Below are 14,668 nucleotides of genomic sequence, written 5' to 3'. Positions count from 1 at the left end.
GGGCGGGCCGGGGCCGCGCCTAGACTGGCTGGATGACAGCTGAAAAGGACCTCCACACCCTGCTGGCCACGATGCACCCGGAAGTCCGCGAGGGCGAGTTCGTCTACGTCCTCTGGCCGCACGGCCGGCCGCTCGCCGGGGCCGTCGCGGCCGCCGTCCGCGAAGCGGAAGGCCTGACCGTAGTGCTGCCGCGCGCCGACGCCGACAGCCTCGGGCTGCCCTACGACTTCGTCGGCGCCTGGATCACCCTCCAGGTCCACTCCTCGCTCGAAGCCATCGGCCTGACGGCGGCGGTCAGCGCGGCCCTGACCCAGGCCAAAATCAGCTGCAATGTCCTGGCCGGATTCCACCATGACCACCTCCTGGTCCCCGTCGCTGACGCTGACCGGGCGCTTGAGGTGCTGCACGAACTCGTCGCGGCAAGCGGGGAACCCAAACCCGCTCCGGAGCTGGTGCTGCGCAGCGAACAGCCCGCGGACCGGCCCGCCATCCTCGACCTCACGGCCGCGGCCTTTGCCGTCTCCCCGGTCACCGGGCTGCCCGTTGAGGGCGAACCCGAAGAAGTGGAACTCGTGCGTGCGCTCTTTGACTGTGAGGAGTGCCTGCCGGAGTTCAGCATCGTCGCGGAGCTCGGCGGCGAAGTCGTGGGGCACGTGATCAGCACCCGCGGCTGGGTTGGGGAGCTGGAGCTCCTGGGCCTGGGCCCGATCGGTGTGGTGCCGCGCCTGCAGCGCCACGGCATCGGCAGCGCGCTCATGACGGAAACGATTGCCCGGGCCAACGCCGCGGGGGAGCGCGGCATCGCGCTGCTCGGCGACCCGGAGTACTACTCGCGTTTCGGCTTCGTGCCGTCGACGTCGCTCGGGGTGGAGGCCCCCGACCCTGAGTGGGGCGTCCACTTCCAGCTGCTTCCGCTGGCCGTCTGGCGGGGCGGGGTGAGCGGAACGTTCCGCTACGCCAAGCCGTTCGGTATCGCCTGGCCCGCCGCCCGGCGGGATATCATGGACCGGGCCCCAGTAGCCCAATTGGCAGAGGCAGCGGACTTAAAATCCGCGTGTTGTGGGTTCGAGTCCCACCTGGGGCACTCTTCGTGGCGCCCGGCGGTCCTTCGGCCAGATTTCCTCTATGCAACGAGTGTTATAAGGATGTGACCGTAGTCACTTTGGATCGGGCCGGAATTGCACTAGCTTGAAGTTAAATCAGGAACACCTGATCTTTCGCATCAAAGGCCGTTCGCACCTTTAGATCGAGGAGATTGTAAATGACTTCACTCCCCCAGGTGGCGCCCCGCATCGCTAAGCTGACAGCGCTTAGCATCGGCGTCGCCCTTCTGGCTACGGCTTGTGGTGGCTCGTCCACCCCGACGTCGACCGGATCCGGAACCGCCAAGGCCGCAGGCATCGCCTGCCCGGCCCCCAGCGCAACCGGCAGCGCCACCTCTGCCGCCGGTGCCGGCGGTGCAGTGCCCCCCTCCGCCACCACCACCCCGACGGCGCTCAAGATCGGCTCGCTCCTGCCGACCACCGGGTCGCTGGCCTTCCTCGGCCCGCCCGAAATCGCGGGTGTCAACCTTGGCATCAAGGAAATCAATGACGCCGGCGGCGTGCTCGGCAAGCCCGTGGAGGTCATTCACCGCGACTCCGGCGACACCAAGACCGACATCGCCACCCAGTCCACCAACGCGTTGCTTGGCTCAGGCGTCAGCGCCATCATAGGTGCTGCCTCCTCCGGCGTGACGAAGACCGTGATCAACCAGATCACCGGTGCCGGTGTGGTCCAGTTCTCCCCGGCCAACACCGCCGCAGAACTGTCCGCATGGGACGACAAGGGCCTCTACTGGCGCACCGCCCCCTCGGACATTCTCCAGGGCAGGGTCCTCGGCAACTACATGGCCACCTGTGGGGCCCAGACCATTGGTCTGGTGGTCCTCAACGACGCCTACGGCACCGGCCTCGCAAAGAGCGTGAGGGCCGCTTTCGAGGCGGCGGGCGGCAAGGTTGTCGCAGAGGAACTCTTCAACACAGGCGATTCCCAGTTCAGCAGCCAGGTGGACAAAGTCGTGGCAGCCAAGCCGGATGCCATTGCCCTGATTACCTTCGATGAGGCGAAGAGCATCGTTCCGCTGATTACGGGTAAGGGCGTCAAGCCCAGCCAGCTGTTCCTAGTGGACGGCAACATGGCCGACTACAGCAAGGTTTTCCAGCCGGGCACATTGAAGGGCGCCCAGGGCACCATCCCGGGCACGTTCGCCAAGGATGACTTCAAGAAGAAGCTGCTGGCGATCGATCCCGCGCTGAAGGACTACAGCTACGCAGGCGAGTCCTACGATGCCGTGAACCTGATCGCCCTGGCCACGGAGGCTGCCAAGAGCACCAAGGGTGTCGATATTGCCGCCCAGCTCAAGGCAGTTTCCGAAGTCGGAGAGAAGTGCAACACCTTCCCGTCCTGCGTCACTCTGCTCCGCGGTGGCAAGGACATTGACTACGATGGCCAGTCCGGCCCCGTGACGTTCTCCGACGCCGGCGACCCGACGGAAGCCTACGTCGGGATCTACGAGTTCCAGGATGACAACACCTATAAGGCCGTCAAGGAAGAATTCGGCAAGCTCTAAGCTCGCCCCTTCCCTGACAACAGGAAACCCCCGTCCGCTCCGGATGGGGGTTTCCTGCGTGCGGGGCGAGGTGCAGGCGGGGCGGCAGCAAAGGGCCCCAGGCTACGCGTCACGCACCGCAGACTCTTGCCGGGCCGAGGAGCGCCAGACGCCGGAAATTCGGGGGGCACACTGGGACAGCCCGCCTCAAACCCTGCCAGGCGTGACGCTGCCGTCCTTCGGCCGGGGGAGCACGTGGCTGCGGAAGCGCCCGGAGCCTCCACGGGCCCGGGACCTGGAACCGCGCACCCCGGGCGCGCAGAAGGGCCGCCACCGGCTGGTGACGGCCCTTCTGCTGCTGTGGAGCTGCGGGGAATTACTCGACAGTGTCGGCGAGGGTGCCCAGGTAGAGCTGGATGACCTTGGGGTCCTTCATGAGCTCCCGGCCGGTGCCGGTGTACGCGTCCTTGCCCTGGTCCAGGACATAACCGCGGTCACAGATCTGCAGGCAGCGCCTTGCGTTCTGCTCGACCATGATGACCGAGACGCCCGCGCGGTTGATCTCGTGGACCCGGAGAAAGGTCTCGTCCTGCTTGACAGGGGAGAGGCCTGCGGAGGGCTCGTCGAGAAGCAGCACGGCGGGATCCATCATGAGGGCCCGACCCATCGCAACCATCTGGCGTTCGCCGCCGGAGAGCGACCCCGCCCGCTGGGCCCGCCGCTTGGCGAGTTCCGGGAACAGGCCCGTGACGAAGTCGAAGCGCTCGGCGAAGTCCTTGGGGCGCTGGAACATGCCCATCTGGAGATTCTCTTCGATGGTCAGCGCCGCGAACACGTTGTTGTTCTGCGGCACAAAGCCGATGCCCCGGCTGACCAGCTTGTTGGCCTTGAGCCCGGTGATGTCCTGGCCGCGGACCACGACGGAACCCGAGTGGACCTTGACCAGGCCGAACATCGCCTTCAGCAGCGTGGACTTGCCGGCGCCGTTGGGGCCGATGATACCGATCAGCTCGCCCTTGCGGGCCTCGATGCTGCAGCCGTTGAGGATGTTGACGCCGGGAATGTAGCCCGCCACCAGGTCGGTGACCTTGACGACCGAATCCTCATCGTGCACGGGCTGAGCGGCGGGTGCCGCGCTGGTGGCGCTCATTCTGTGTCCTTCTCTGTGTGGGTCGGCTCATCGGCGCTGCGCCTGCCGCGCGCCGGCCCGTTGCTGTCCGGGCCTGCCGGCTTGTCCGTTTCCGCAGCGACGACGTCGAGCGAGATGATGCCGGCATTTTCGGTGCCGACAATCGACTCCTCGTCGGCGACGAGTTCGGCCGCGAGTTCCTTGATGCCTTCCGAGTCCCCGAGGTCCACGTCGTGGTGGGCGCCCAGGTAGGCGTCAATCACGGCCGGGTTCTTCATGACCTCGGCAGGAGGGCCTTCGGCCACGATCTTGCCCTCGGCCATAACAACAACCCAGTCGGCGATGTGCCGGACCATGTGCATGTCGTGTTCGACGAACAATACGGTCATGCCCTCGGCCTTGAGGTTCTTGATGTGGTCCAGCAGCGACTGGGTCAGTGCGGGGTTGACGCCGGCCATCGGCTCGTCAAGCATCACGAGCTTCGGCCGCACCATAAGCGAGCGGGCCATTTCCAGGAGCTTGCGCTGGCCGCCGGAGAGGGACGCCGCATAGTCGTCCTTCTTGGCATCCAGCTTGAACTTCTCCAGCAGCACGTTGGCGTCGGCGGTGATCTTCTTTTCCTGGCCGCCCCAGATGCCTTTGAACAGGGCCTTGGAGAGCCGTTCGCCGGACTGGTTCGAGGCGCCGAGACGCATGTTCTCCATCACCGTGAGCTTGCCCATGACCTTGGTCAGCTGGAAGGTGCGGACCATGCCCATGCGGGCCACCTTGTAGGAGGAGACCCCGGCAAGGCTGTTGCCTTCGAATTGCCACTTGCCCGTGTTGGGTGTGTCGAAACCCGTGAGCAGGTTGAACAGGGTGGTCTTGCCGGCGCCGTTGGGGCCGATCAGTGCCGTGATTTTGTGCCGCGGGATCTCGAGGTACTCGACGTCGACGGCGTTGATGCCGCCGAAGCTGCGGGTGACGTTTTCCGCCACCACGATCGGGTCGCGCTTCTTGCAGCCGGGGGAAGTCTCCCCGGCGGCGATCGGACGCGTATCCGTCATGTAGTCGATGCCACTTTCTTCGCTCTGCGTGCTCATGCGAACGCCAGCTCCTTCTTATTGCCGAGGACGCCCTGGGGCCTGAAGATCATCAGCAGCATCAGTGCGACACCCACAAGGATGTACCGCAGCTGGCCGGCCTGGACAGTGTTCAGCCAGGTCACGGCGCCGGATTCGATGAGGCCGTACAGGATGCCTTGGGTGAGGGACAGCACGACCCAGAAGATCATGGCGCCGATGACCGGCCCCAGCACCGTGCCCAGACCGCCGAGCAGCAGGCAGGTGTAGAGGAAGAACGTCAGCTCGGTGCCGTAGTTCGCCGGCTGCACCGCGCCGCGGGGGAGGGTGAAGATCATGCCTGCGAGGGCGCCGAGGACGCCGCCGATGATCAGGGCCTGCATCTTGTAGGCGTACACGTTCTTGCCGAGCGAGCGGACAGCATTCTCGTCCTCGCGGATGCCCTTGAGGACACGGCCCCAGGGGCTGCGCATCAGCAGCCACACGAGGGTGCAGAACAGGGCCACGACTGCCCAGGCGACTATGCGGATGAAGAAGTCCCGGTTGTTCATCCCCATGTAGGAGCCCGGGGGGAACGGGTTCATGGAGTAGAAGTCTCCCTCGAATGCGGCGAGGCCGTTGGCCGAACCCGTGACGGCGGTCAGCTGGTTGGTCGTGACGATGTAGCGCACGATTTCCGCCGCCGCGATCGTAACGATGGCGAGGTAGTCGGCCCGCAGCCGGAGGGTGGGAATACCGAGCAGCAAGGCGAAGATGGCCGAGCAGACCACGGCGATGAGCAGGCCGACGAAGAACGGCACGCCGAACGACAGGGTGGAGATGGCGAAGCCATAGGCACCCACCGCCATGAAGCCGGCCTGGCCGAAGTTGAGCAGGCCGGAGTAGCCGAAGTGAACCGCAAGGCCGAGGGTGGCGAGGGCGTATGCCGCCGTCGTCGGGCTGAACAGTTCACCGGCAGCGCTGGAAAATATGAATCCGAAGTCCATGGCTGTCTCCTAACCCACGCGCTCGCGCCGGCCCAAGATGCCTTGGGGCCGGAACAGAAGGACAATAATCATGATGAACAGTGCTCCCACGTATTTGAGGTCTGCGGCGAGGCCGAACACGGTGGTCAGCTCCACGAAGATACCAACGATGATGGATCCGATCAGGGCACCCCATACGGTGCCGAGGCCGCCCAGGGTGACGCCGGCGAAGATGAGCAGCAGGATCTGCGATCCCATGTCGAAGGTGACGCCGGGCCGGTAGTACGCCCACAGGATGCCGCCGAGGGAGGCCAGCATGCCGCCGGTGACCCAGACAATCCGGATGACGGAATCGACGTCGATGCCCGAGGCGGCAGCCAGTGCGGGGTTGTCGGCAACCGCGCGGGTGGCTTTGCCGAGCCGGGTCTTGAGCAGGACGATGCCGAGGATGGCGATGACGACAGCGCTGATCACGAGGGACCAGAGGTTGTTGGGGGAAATGGAGATCGGGCCGAGCTGGATTTCCGCGCTCTGGGCGAAGGGCAGCTGCTGGGTGGCGCCGCCGAAGAAGAACTGGATGACGTAGCGCACGGCCAGGGCGAGGCCGATGCTGACGATCATCATCGGTACCAGGCCGGTGCCGCGGCGCCGGAGCGGTTTCCACAGGCCGGCGTCCTGGACGTAGCCGAATAGACCGCCGCCGAGCAGCGCGAGCAGGATGGCCAGCCAGAACGGGAGGTTCATGGCGTTGAAGGCGAAGACCAGGACGGCCCCGAGGGTGACCATTTCACCGTGGGCGAAGTTGGTCAGGCCGGTGGTGCCGAAGATCAGCGAGAGCCCCACCGAGGCCAGGGCCAGCAGCAGGCCGAAGCTCAGGCCCGCCACGAGGCGGTTGATCAGGTTCTGGCCGAAGTCCTGCTGCTGGATCACGATGCCCTTGCCGAAAGCGAAGATCACCGACAGGTTGGAGGTCTGGCTGAAAGTGACCTGGCGGGGGTTTTCCTGGCCGTCGGCGAGCTTGATGCCCTCCGGGAGCGTGGATTCGTCGAGCTTAACTTCGTAGGTGCCCTGGGTGGGTACCCCGATGGTCCAGGATCCGTTGGCGCTGGATTTGGCCGTTCCGGTGAAGTCGCCGCTCTTGGCGGTGATGGTGACGTCAGCGATCGGCGCGCGGTCGTCGCCGCGCAGGAAGCCGCTGATGCTGTTCTGGAACGTTGTTGCCGACGGGGATGGTGTCGGCGAGGGGCTCGTGGCCTGGGATGCCGGCGCGACGATCAGCAGTAGCGCGGCCACGGCGGCGAAAACAGCCCCCACAGCTTTCAGCAGTCTGCCGCGCCGTCTCTGCGACAGGCCTCTCGGTGTGCTTCTCAAAATGAAACCTCCACATGGGGGTGGTGTGGGTTGCGCCATTGCAACCGCTGCGAACAGTCCGGGTGACGGGGGTGGTACCTGATGCGATGCGGTGGTGAAGTAATGCTTGGTGAAGTAATGCTTGTGATATCCGTCACCCTGTTTGGCCCATGTTACAGCCCGCTTGGGGCAATGAATGCCGTCGCGAGCAGGCAAAATGTCGCGATCGGATAACGACCGTGAAGCGCAGGCTACTGGGTGGTTTACCTGTCCTAAAGTAAACTTTTGTTGTTCCGGAGTATGCCTAAACAGTCGCCGGTCCCGGTCGTGGTGCAGGACGCGGTGACGGGGCGCAGAGGTCACGGTTGGGTTGCGGCCCGGACGTCCCGGGAACTAACGCTGCCCGCCGGCTGTTGGAATTGGTAGCGTGTTGTAACAAGGCACGACCAGATCACCACCCACCCCCGTTATATGGAGGACACCCGCAATGGCACTTGGCGGAAACCCAGTCTTCAACGGAAAGAACTTCCGTGGAGCAACCCAGGCACCGCCTGCCCCGCAGGCTTACGGACAGAACGCGTACGGCCAGGCCCAGTACGGCCAGGCCCAGTATGGACAGACCCAGACCGGCTGGAACCCTGCCCAGCAGGGCATGAGCCAGGACCAGCTCCAGGACTTGTACAACCGGCCCGCCGCCGGACCCGCCGACACGGGCCGCATGACCTACGACGATGTCATCATGAAGACCGCGGCCTGCCTCGGCGCCGTCGTCGCCGGTGCGGCCGTCACCCTCGTGGTGGCACCGGGCCTGGCCAACCTGCTGATGATCGTCGGCGCGCTGGGCGGCTTCGCCCTCGCCCTCGTCAACACCTTTAAGAAGCAGCCCTCACCGGCCCTGATCCTCGCCTACGCGGCCCTCGAGGGGCTTTTCCTCGGCGGCCTGACGCGCATCCTGGACGGCATGTTCCCGGGCGTCGGCCTGCAGGCCGTGATCGGCACACTCTCCGTGTTCGCCGTGACCCTGCTGCTCTTCCGGAGCGGCAAGGTCCGGGCCACCCCGAAGGCCATGCGCTTCTTTATGATCGCGACGATCGGCTACGCCGTCTTCGCGCTCATCAACATGGTCATGATGTGGACCGGCGTCGTCGATTCCCCGTTCGGACTGCGCACCGAGGTGGAGATCTTCGGGATCCCGCTGGGTGTCTTCATCGGCCTGCTGGCGATCGGCCTCGCCGCTTTCTCGCTGATCATGGACTTCACCAGCATCGAAGCCGGCGTCCGCAGCGGCGCCCCCCAGCGCTTCTCCTGGACCGCGGCCTTCGGCCTCACGGTCACGCTGGTGTGGCTCTACGTGGAGATCATCCGCCTCCTGGCGATCCTGCGCGGCGACGACTAACAGCTTCAGCCCGCAGCCGGTCGCTGACGACCAAAACCAGAGGAGCCCCGCCACATTGGCGGGGCTCCTCTGGTTTTTGGCCTGCGCTCCGGCTATGCCAGGCGCATGGCCCCTGCCGAGGGCCGGACGCTGAAGATGTCCGGCGCCGGGTACCCGGCTCCCGCGAAGGCGTGTTCGACGGCGGCACGCACCTGCTGCTCTTCCGACGCCGGGGTGAGCGCGATTGCGGAGCCGCCGAAGCCGCCCCCGGTCATCCGCGCACCGATGGCGCCGGCAGCGCGGGCGGCTTCCACGGCGAGATCCAGCTCGGGGCAGGAGATCTCGAAGTCGTCCCGCATGGAGGCGTGGGAAGCATCGAGCAGCGGCCCGATCGCCGCCGGCCCGGCGCCGTCGAGGAGCCCGACCGTCTGCAGGACCCGGTCATTCTCAGTGACCACGTGGCGCACCCGGCGGAACGTCTCCTGATCCAGCAGGCCGCACGCCTCGTCGAGCTCGCCAATCCCGACGTCGCGCAGCGCCTTGACCCCGAGGACCTCGGCGCCCAGCTCACAGGACGCCCGCCGGGAGGCGTAGCCGCCGCCGGCATGGGAATGCGACACCTTCGTGTCAATCACTAGCATCACCAGCCCGGCGCTTTCGGCGTCGAACGGGACCAGCCGTATGCTCTGGTCGCGGCAGTCCAGGAAGAGGGCATGCCCGGCAGCGGCGCGCAGGGACGCGGACTGGTCCATGATGCCGGTGGGCGCGCCGACGAAGTCATTTTCCGCGCGCTGGGTGGCCAGCACCATGTCCCGGGCGTCCAGGCCCGCCGCGGCGAGCTCGTTGAGCGCGGAGATGACGGCGCATTCGATGGCATGGGACGAGGACAGCCCGGCGCCGCGGGGAACATCGGAGTCCAGTAGGAGGTCCAGGCCGCGGACGGGGAGTCCGCGCTGCTGAAGCGCCCACAGGACACCCAGCGGGTACTTGGTCCACCCCCTCGCCGTGCCGCGGTTCAGGGACCCGGCATCCGCCGTCGTCAGCCCCTGGTTTCCAAACGTTGACAGCAGCCGGACCCGGGAGTCCGGACGCAGGCGGACGGCGACCCGGGCTGCCTTGTCGATCGCAAAGGGCAGCACAAAGCCCTCGTTGTAGTCCGTGTGCTCACCGATCAGGTTGACGCGGCCGGGTGCCTGCCAGACGCCGTCCGGCGCCGCGCCGAAGACGGAATCGAACCTGTCAGCCAGCTGCCCGGCGCTGAGGGGGCGTGTCATGCCGTGCCGTCGGCGGCGGTCCGGGAAGTGCGGGTCATGGATCCACGGTATACGCCGCGGCATGCGGCTGGGTACGGTGGTGACCATGAACCTGCTGCCCCCTGCTTCCCCTCACCCCGACGGCCCCGGGCCCGACGCCGCCGCCCGGCGCTATGCCTCGGGCCGGCAGTACGAGCTGCGGCGCGGCGACGCGCTCGCCGTCGTCACTGAACTGGCCGCCGGGCTGAGGCTGTACAGCCGAGGCGGGACGCCGCTGACGGAAAGCTATGGGGACGCGGAGATTTCGCCCGGCGCGGCCGGCATCACACTGGCGCCATGGGCGAACCGGGTAGAGGACGGCGTCTGGTACCTGAACGGCAAGAAGCAACAGCTGGATATCACGGAGGTGTCCCGCAACAACGCCAGCCACGGGCTGCTGCGCAACGCCTCCTATGAGCTTGTCGACGAATCCGAATTCTCGGTCACCCTCGAAGCAGCCGTGTTCCCGCAGCACGGCTATCCCTTCCTGCTGCGTCACCGCGTGCGCTACGAACTGGCCGCGGACCTGGGCCTTGTGGTCCGGCAGGAGCTGATCAACGACTCCCAGGAGCAGGCCCCGTTCGTCCTGGGCGCGCACCCGTATCTCCGGCTGGGGGAGGTGCGCAGCGAGGAGCTGACCATCACCGTCCGTGCCGGCACGCGGCTGGTGACGGACGGGCGCCTGATCCCGCGCGCGACGGAGCCGGTCAGCGGCGACTTCGACCTCCGCACCGGAAAGTCCGTGGCCGAACTGGATCTCGATTCCGCCTACACGGACCTGGAGTTCGACTCCGGCGCGGCCCGCCACACGCTGACCGCGCCGGACGGCCGGAGCGTGAGCCTCTGGCAGGACGGGAGCTGCGGCTACGTCCACGTTTTCGTCACCACGCAGTTCCCGGGCCGGACCAAAGCGGTGGCGATCGAACCGATGACCGGCCCGGCCAACGCCTTCAACAGCGGCGACGGCCTCCGCTGGCTGCCGCCGGGCGAGAGCTTCGCCATGAGCTGGGGGATCAGCGCGTCCCTGGAACCTTGAGCGGGCACAGAGTTTCGCATCAGAGTTTCCCATCTGAGTTTCCCATCCGAGTTTCCCATCCGGGGGGTGCTGGTGAATCATGGGGCTATGACGCCAGCTGACGATCCCGCCCCGCGGGACCTCCCGTACGCCTCCCGCCCCGCCGACAGCGTCTCCGCCGGAATTTCCGCACAGGTGCGGACTGTCACGGACCGGGAAATCGACCAGGACATCCCGTACGGCGTCCGGATCGCCGCGTCCTGGTCCTGGCGCCTTGGACTCATCATTCTCGTGGCGGGCGCCCTCGTGTGGCTGCTCAGCCGGGTCAGCTTCCTCCTCATTCCGGTGATGGTTGCCGCGCTGCTGGCCGGGCTGCTGGCACCGGTGAAGAACTGGCTCAAAAGGAACCGCGTCCCCAACGGGCTGGCCGTCGCCATCACCGTCCTGGGCTTCATCGGCGTGATTGGCGGGGCCTTGGCCCTCGTGGGGCGGCAGCTTGTGTCCGGCTTCTCCGAGTTGTGGAGCGAGGCGCTGACCGGAGTCCAAAAAATCCAGGTCTGGCTCGCCGACGGCCCCCTGCACCTGACAGCGGCCCAGATCGACCAGTACCTCAAGGACGCCACCGAAGCACTGCAGAACAACAGCAGCAGCATCCTCAGCGGAGCACTGTCCTTCGGCAGCACCGCCGGGCATTTTGCGGCCGGAATGATCCTGGCGCTGTTTATCCTCATCTTCTTCCTGCTGGAAGGAGACCGCATCTGGGCCTTCCTTGTGCGGCTACTGCCCAGAAAGGCCCGTGCCGCGACGGACGGGGCCGGCCGGGTGGGCTGGTCCTCGATGGTGAGCTACGCCCGGATCCAGATGTTCGTTGCTTTTGTGGACGCGGTCGGGATCGGCGTGGGGGCCGCAATCATCGGCGTGCCCCTGGCGCTGCCGCTGGGCGTGCTGGTGTTCCTGGGCTCCTTCATCCCGATCATCGGCGCGCTCGTGACCGGCGCCGTCGCCGTGCTGCTGGCCCTCGTCGCCAACGGGTGGGTGAACGCCCTGATCATGCTGGGGATCGTCCTGCTGGTCCAGCAGCTGGAGAGCCACATCCTGCAGCCGCTGGTGATGGGCAAGGCCGTCTCGCTGCACCCGGTGGCCGTCATCCTGGCCGTCGCCGCCGGTTCCTACCTCGCCGGCATCCCCGGAGCCCTGTTCTCCGTTCCCATCCTCGCCGTAGCAAACTCGTCGATTCGCTACATTGCCGGCAGAACGTGGGAACATGAAAGTGCGCTGGCCGCCGCGGGCCATCAGGACGTCCTTGCCCCTGCGTCCGGCGCCGACCACACCGTGAGGGACGCCCGCCTGCCGGGTGAAACCTCCGGGCGCAGCAACGATGCCAGGTCCGAAGACTGAGCCGTAGAAGGAGACTAGTTCGTGAACACCCTTGAGAGCCTGCCCGTCACGCTGGACGATGTCCTGGAGGCGCAGAAGCTGCTCGACGGGATTATTACGCGGACCCCGGTTGAATCCTCGCGTGCCCTGGGCGCCATGGTCGGCGGTGAGGTCTTCCTCAAATGCGAGAACCTGCAGCGGGCCGGTTCCTTCAAGGTCCGTGGCGCCTACGTCCGGATGGCCAAGCTCAGCGCCGAGGAAAAAAGGCGCGGCGTTGTGGCGGCCTCGGCCGGCAACCATGCCCAGGGGGTGGCCGTCGCGGCCAAGAGCCTGGGCATCAAAGCCCGCATCTACATGCCGCTGGGCGTCGCCCTGCCCAAACTCGCCGCGACCCGCAGCCACGGGGCCGAGGTGGTCCTGCACGGCCACAACGTCGACGAGGCCCTCGCTGAAGCGAAGCGCTACGCCGACGAGACCGGCGCCGTCTTCGTCCACCCCTTTGACGACGTCGACGTCGTCGCAGGCCAGGGCACCGTCGGGCTGGAAATCCTGGAACAGGTCCCGTACGTCGACACCATCCTGATGGGCGTCGGCGGCGGCGGGCTCCTGGCCGGAGTCGCCGTGGCCGTGAAAGCCAGGGCCAAGGAACTGGGCCGGGAGATCCGGATCATCGGCGTCCAGGCCGAAAACGCGGCCGCCTACCCGCCGTCGCTCGCCGCGGACGCCCTCGTGCCGCTCAAGCGCGTCTCCACGATGGCCGACGGCATCGCCGTCGGCCGGCCCGGCCAGTTGCCGTTCAGCATCATCCGGGAACTCGTCGACGACGTCGTCACCGTCAGCGAGGACGCCCTGGCCCGGGCGCTCATCTTCCTGCTGGAGCGCGCCAAGATGGTCGTCGAGCCCGCCGGCGCAGTGGGCGTCGCAGCCCTGATGGAGGGCAAGATCGAGAACCCGGGCACTGTCGCCGTGGTCCTGTCCGGCGGCAACATCGACCCGATGCTGATGCTCAAGGTCATCCAGCGAGGCCTCTCCGCCGCGGGCCGGTATATGACCGTTCGCATGATGCTGGACGACCGGCCCGGCTCGCTGGCCACCATCGCCCGGATCATCGCAGAGAACGACGCCAACGTGACGGGACTGGACCACACCCGGGTGGGCGGCTCGATCAGCATGGGCGACGTGTCCATCACCGTGAACCTGGAGACCAAAGGCCACGAGCACTGCGAGCAGGTCCTCGCGGCGCTCCGGGCCGAAGGCTTCCAGCCGATCGTGGTGCACTAGGGGACCATGATGCTGGACTCCACCCGGAACGGCAGGCCACGAGCCGGCGAGACCGCGGCGGGGCGCGCCCGCACGGGACTGCTGGTGGTGGGGTCGTTCGTGCTGGTGCTGTACGTCATCGAGATCATCAACGCCCTCATGCTGCATTCGCTCAACGGCATGTTCGGCCTGCGCCCCCGCAGCCTCGACGGGGTCCTGGATATTCTGACGTTCCCGCTGCTGCACGCCAACCTGGCGCACTTGTTCTCCAACACGCTTCCGTTGATCATCTTCGGTTTCCTGGTGCTGCTGTCCGGCCCGCGGGTGTTCTTCACCACCCTGGCCCTGAGCTGGCTGGCCTCGGGGGTGGTGGTGTGGCTGATCGGCGGCTTCAACATCACCGTCGGGGCGTCCGGACTGGTCTTCGGGCTCTTCGCGTTCCTGCTGGTGCGGGGCTTCTTCAACCGCAACTGGTGGCAGATCCTGCTCTCCGTGGTGTTGTTCCTGAGCTACGGCGGGATTTTGTTCGGCGTCCTGCCCACTGTGGTGGGCTTCGTGTCGTGGCAGGCGCACCTCGGCGGCGCCATCGGTGGAGTGCTCGCCGCCCTGCTCCTGAGCGCGCCCCGGGTGGGGACCCAGCCCAGCAGGCCGTAACCGGCGCCCGGAACGCAGAAAGTCCCCGCCGTGGCAGGGACTTTCTGGTGGGACCGTTGCGGCTGGCTGCGCCGAAGTCCTGTGTTAGCCGGCGTACGGCTTGGCGGAGATGATCTCCACTGTGATGACCTTGCCGTTCGGAGCGGTGTAGCTGAGCTTGTCGCCCTCCTTGTGGCCGACGATGGCCGCGCCCAGGGGGGACTTCTCGCTGAAGACATCCAGGTCCGAGTCGCCCGCGATTTCGCGTGAGCCGAGCAGGAAGGATTCCTCGTCACCGGCGATTTTGGCAACGACGATCATGCCGGGCTCGACGATGCCGTCGTCCGCCGGGGATTCGCCCACGTGGGCGTCCCGGAGCAGCGCGGTCAGCTGGCGGATGCGGGCTTCGATCTTGCCCTGCTCCTCTTTGGCCGCGTGGTAGCCGCCGTTTTCCTTGAGGTCGCCTTCCTGGCGCGCGGCTTCGATTTTCTGGACGATTTCCGCCCGGCCGGGGCCGGAGAGGTGGTCCAGCTCTGCCTTCAGGCGGTCAAAAGCTTCCTGGGTAAGCCAAGCTGCAGTTGCGCTGTTGGTGGTAGACACGGACTTCTCCTTTATGGTCAA

The 14,668-nt window shown here is 66.6% G+C and carries 12 protein-coding genes, 1 tRNA gene and 1 pseudogene; 8 read left to right on the top strand and 6 right to left on the bottom strand.

Annotation, left to right across the window (positions count from 1 at the left end; all coding sequences use genetic code 11):
* Nucleotides 1-32: 32 nt before the first annotated feature.
* The 3 genes and pseudogenes from GXK59_RS12400 to GXK59_RS12390 form a co-directional block, all read left to right on the top strand.
* Nucleotides 33-788 (top strand): annotated as a pseudogene (locus GXK59_RS12400) (N-acetyltransferase); the annotation flags it as partial.
* A 222-nt stretch (nt 789-1,010) separates the two neighbouring features.
* Nucleotides 1,011-1,084 (top strand) — tRNA-Leu (locus tag GXK59_RS12395).
* Nucleotides 1,085-1,261: 177 nt separating this feature from the next.
* Nucleotides 1,262-2,611 carry an ABC transporter substrate-binding protein gene (locus GXK59_RS12390; protein WP_160667162.1) on the top strand — a complete coding sequence of 450 codons (1,350 nt, stop codon included), beginning with the start codon at nt 1,262-1,264 and terminating at the stop codon, nt 2,609-2,611.
* 355 nt (nt 2,612-2,966) lie between these two features.
* On the opposite strand, the gene GXK59_RS12385 is transcribed toward GXK59_RS12390, so the two are convergent.
* Genes GXK59_RS12385 through GXK59_RS12370 form a run of 4 tightly spaced genes read right to left on the bottom strand, consistent with a single transcriptional unit; the run spans nt 2,967 to nt 7,059 of the window.
* Nucleotides 2,967-3,740 (bottom strand): ABC transporter ATP-binding protein, encoded by a 774-nt coding sequence (locus GXK59_RS12385; protein WP_160667160.1) that lies wholly within the window; start codon nt 3,738-3,740, stop codon nt 2,967-2,969.
* Nucleotides 3,737-4,801 (bottom strand): ABC transporter ATP-binding protein, encoded by a 1,065-nt coding sequence (locus GXK59_RS12380; RefSeq protein WP_202129122.1) that lies wholly within the window; start codon nt 4,799-4,801, stop codon nt 3,737-3,739. The genes GXK59_RS12385 and GXK59_RS12380 overlap by 4 nt, the downstream gene beginning before the upstream one ends.
* Nucleotides 4,798-5,766, bottom strand: coding sequence for a branched-chain amino acid ABC transporter permease (locus GXK59_RS12375; RefSeq protein ID WP_160667158.1), 969 nt, complete (start codon nt 5,764-5,766; stop codon nt 4,798-4,800). Before GXK59_RS12375 ends, GXK59_RS12380 begins: the two co-directional genes overlap by 4 nt.
* 9 nt (nt 5,767-5,775) lie before the next feature.
* Nucleotides 5,776-7,059, bottom strand: a complete 1,284-nt coding sequence (locus GXK59_RS12370) for a branched-chain amino acid ABC transporter permease (RefSeq protein ID WP_237393875.1) — start codon at nt 7,057-7,059, stop codon at nt 5,776-5,778.
* Between the two features lie 523 nt (nt 7,060-7,582).
* Between GXK59_RS12370 and GXK59_RS12365 the strand changes: the two genes are divergently transcribed.
* Nucleotides 7,583-8,491 (top strand): Bax inhibitor-1/YccA family protein, encoded by a 909-nt coding sequence (locus tag GXK59_RS12365; protein ID WP_160667154.1) that lies wholly within the window; start codon nt 7,583-7,585, stop codon nt 8,489-8,491.
* A gap of 92 nt (nt 8,492-8,583) precedes the next feature.
* Here the strand turns inward: GXK59_RS12365 and galK are convergent, their stop codons facing one another.
* Nucleotides 8,584-9,744, bottom strand: coding sequence for a galactokinase (gene galK / locus GXK59_RS12360; protein WP_160667152.1), 1,161 nt, complete (start codon nt 9,742-9,744; stop codon nt 8,584-8,586).
* An 85-nt stretch (nt 9,745-9,829) separates the two neighbouring features.
* On the opposite strand from galK, the gene GXK59_RS12355 reads away from it, so the two are divergent.
* The 4 genes from GXK59_RS12355 to GXK59_RS12340 all read left to right on the top strand — a co-directional run bounded on the left by GXK59_RS12355 (nt 9,830) and on the right by GXK59_RS12340 (nt 14,068).
* Nucleotides 9,830-10,798, top strand: coding sequence for an aldose 1-epimerase family protein (locus GXK59_RS12355; protein ID WP_160669142.1), 969 nt, complete (start codon nt 9,830-9,832; stop codon nt 10,796-10,798).
* A gap of 87 nt (nt 10,799-10,885) precedes the next feature.
* Complete coding sequence (locus GXK59_RS12350; RefSeq protein ID WP_160667150.1) at nt 10,886-12,175, top strand: AI-2E family transporter; 1,290 nt, start codon at nt 10,886-10,888, stop codon at nt 12,173-12,175.
* A gap of 21 nt (nt 12,176-12,196) precedes the next feature.
* Nucleotides 12,197-13,435: a threonine ammonia-lyase gene (gene ilvA / locus GXK59_RS12345; RefSeq protein ID WP_160667148.1), complete on the top strand. Its 1,239-nt coding sequence runs from the start codon at nt 12,197-12,199 to the stop codon at nt 13,433-13,435.
* Between the two features lie 9 nt (nt 13,436-13,444).
* Entirely contained in the window at nt 13,445-14,068 is a 624-nt protein-coding gene (locus GXK59_RS12340) for a rhomboid family intramembrane serine protease (protein ID WP_443094314.1), read from the top strand.
* An 84-nt stretch (nt 14,069-14,152) separates the two neighbouring features.
* Here GXK59_RS12340 and greA read toward each other — a convergent pair whose 3' ends face one another.
* Nucleotides 14,153-14,647, bottom strand: coding sequence for a transcription elongation factor GreA (greA, locus tag GXK59_RS12335; protein ID WP_024366144.1), 495 nt, complete (start codon nt 14,645-14,647; stop codon nt 14,153-14,155).
* Nucleotides 14,648-14,668: the final 21 nt, after the last annotated feature.

This window comes from Pseudarthrobacter sp. ATCC 49987 (assembly GCF_009928425.1).
Taxonomy (GTDB): Bacteria; Actinomycetota; Actinomycetes; order Actinomycetales; family Micrococcaceae; genus Arthrobacter.
This window is presented reverse-complemented; position numbering and strand designations above follow the sequence as displayed.

What these genes read in the sequence shown, in the direction of transcription:
- GXK59_RS12390 (WP_160667162.1), top strand. Translation starts at nt 1,262, where the DNA reads ATGACTTCACTCCCCCAGGTGGCGCCCCGCATCGCTAAGCTGACAGCG.
- GXK59_RS12385 (WP_160667160.1), bottom strand. Translation starts at nt 3,740, where the DNA reads ATGAGCGCCACCAGCGCGGCACCCGCCGCTCAGCCCGTGCACGATGAG.
- GXK59_RS12380 (WP_202129122.1), bottom strand. Translation starts at nt 4,801, where the DNA reads ATGAGCACGCAGAGCGAAGAAAGTGGCATCGACTACATGACGGATACG.
- GXK59_RS12375 (WP_160667158.1), bottom strand. Translation starts at nt 5,766, where the DNA reads ATGGACTTCGGATTCATATTTTCCAGCGCTGCCGGTGAACTGTTCAGC.
- GXK59_RS12365 (WP_160667154.1), top strand. Translation starts at nt 7,583, where the DNA reads ATGGCACTTGGCGGAAACCCAGTCTTCAACGGAAAGAACTTCCGTGGA.
- galK (WP_160667152.1), bottom strand. Translation starts at nt 9,744, where the DNA reads ATGACACGCCCCCTCAGCGCCGGGCAGCTGGCTGACAGGTTCGATTCC.
- GXK59_RS12355 (WP_160669142.1), top strand. Translation starts at nt 9,830, where the DNA reads ATGAACCTGCTGCCCCCTGCTTCCCCTCACCCCGACGGCCCCGGGCCC.
- GXK59_RS12350 (WP_160667150.1), top strand. Translation starts at nt 10,886, where the DNA reads ATGACGCCAGCTGACGATCCCGCCCCGCGGGACCTCCCGTACGCCTCC.
- GXK59_RS12340 (WP_443094314.1), top strand. Translation starts at nt 13,445, where the DNA reads ATGCTGGACTCCACCCGGAACGGCAGGCCACGAGCCGGCGAGACCGCG.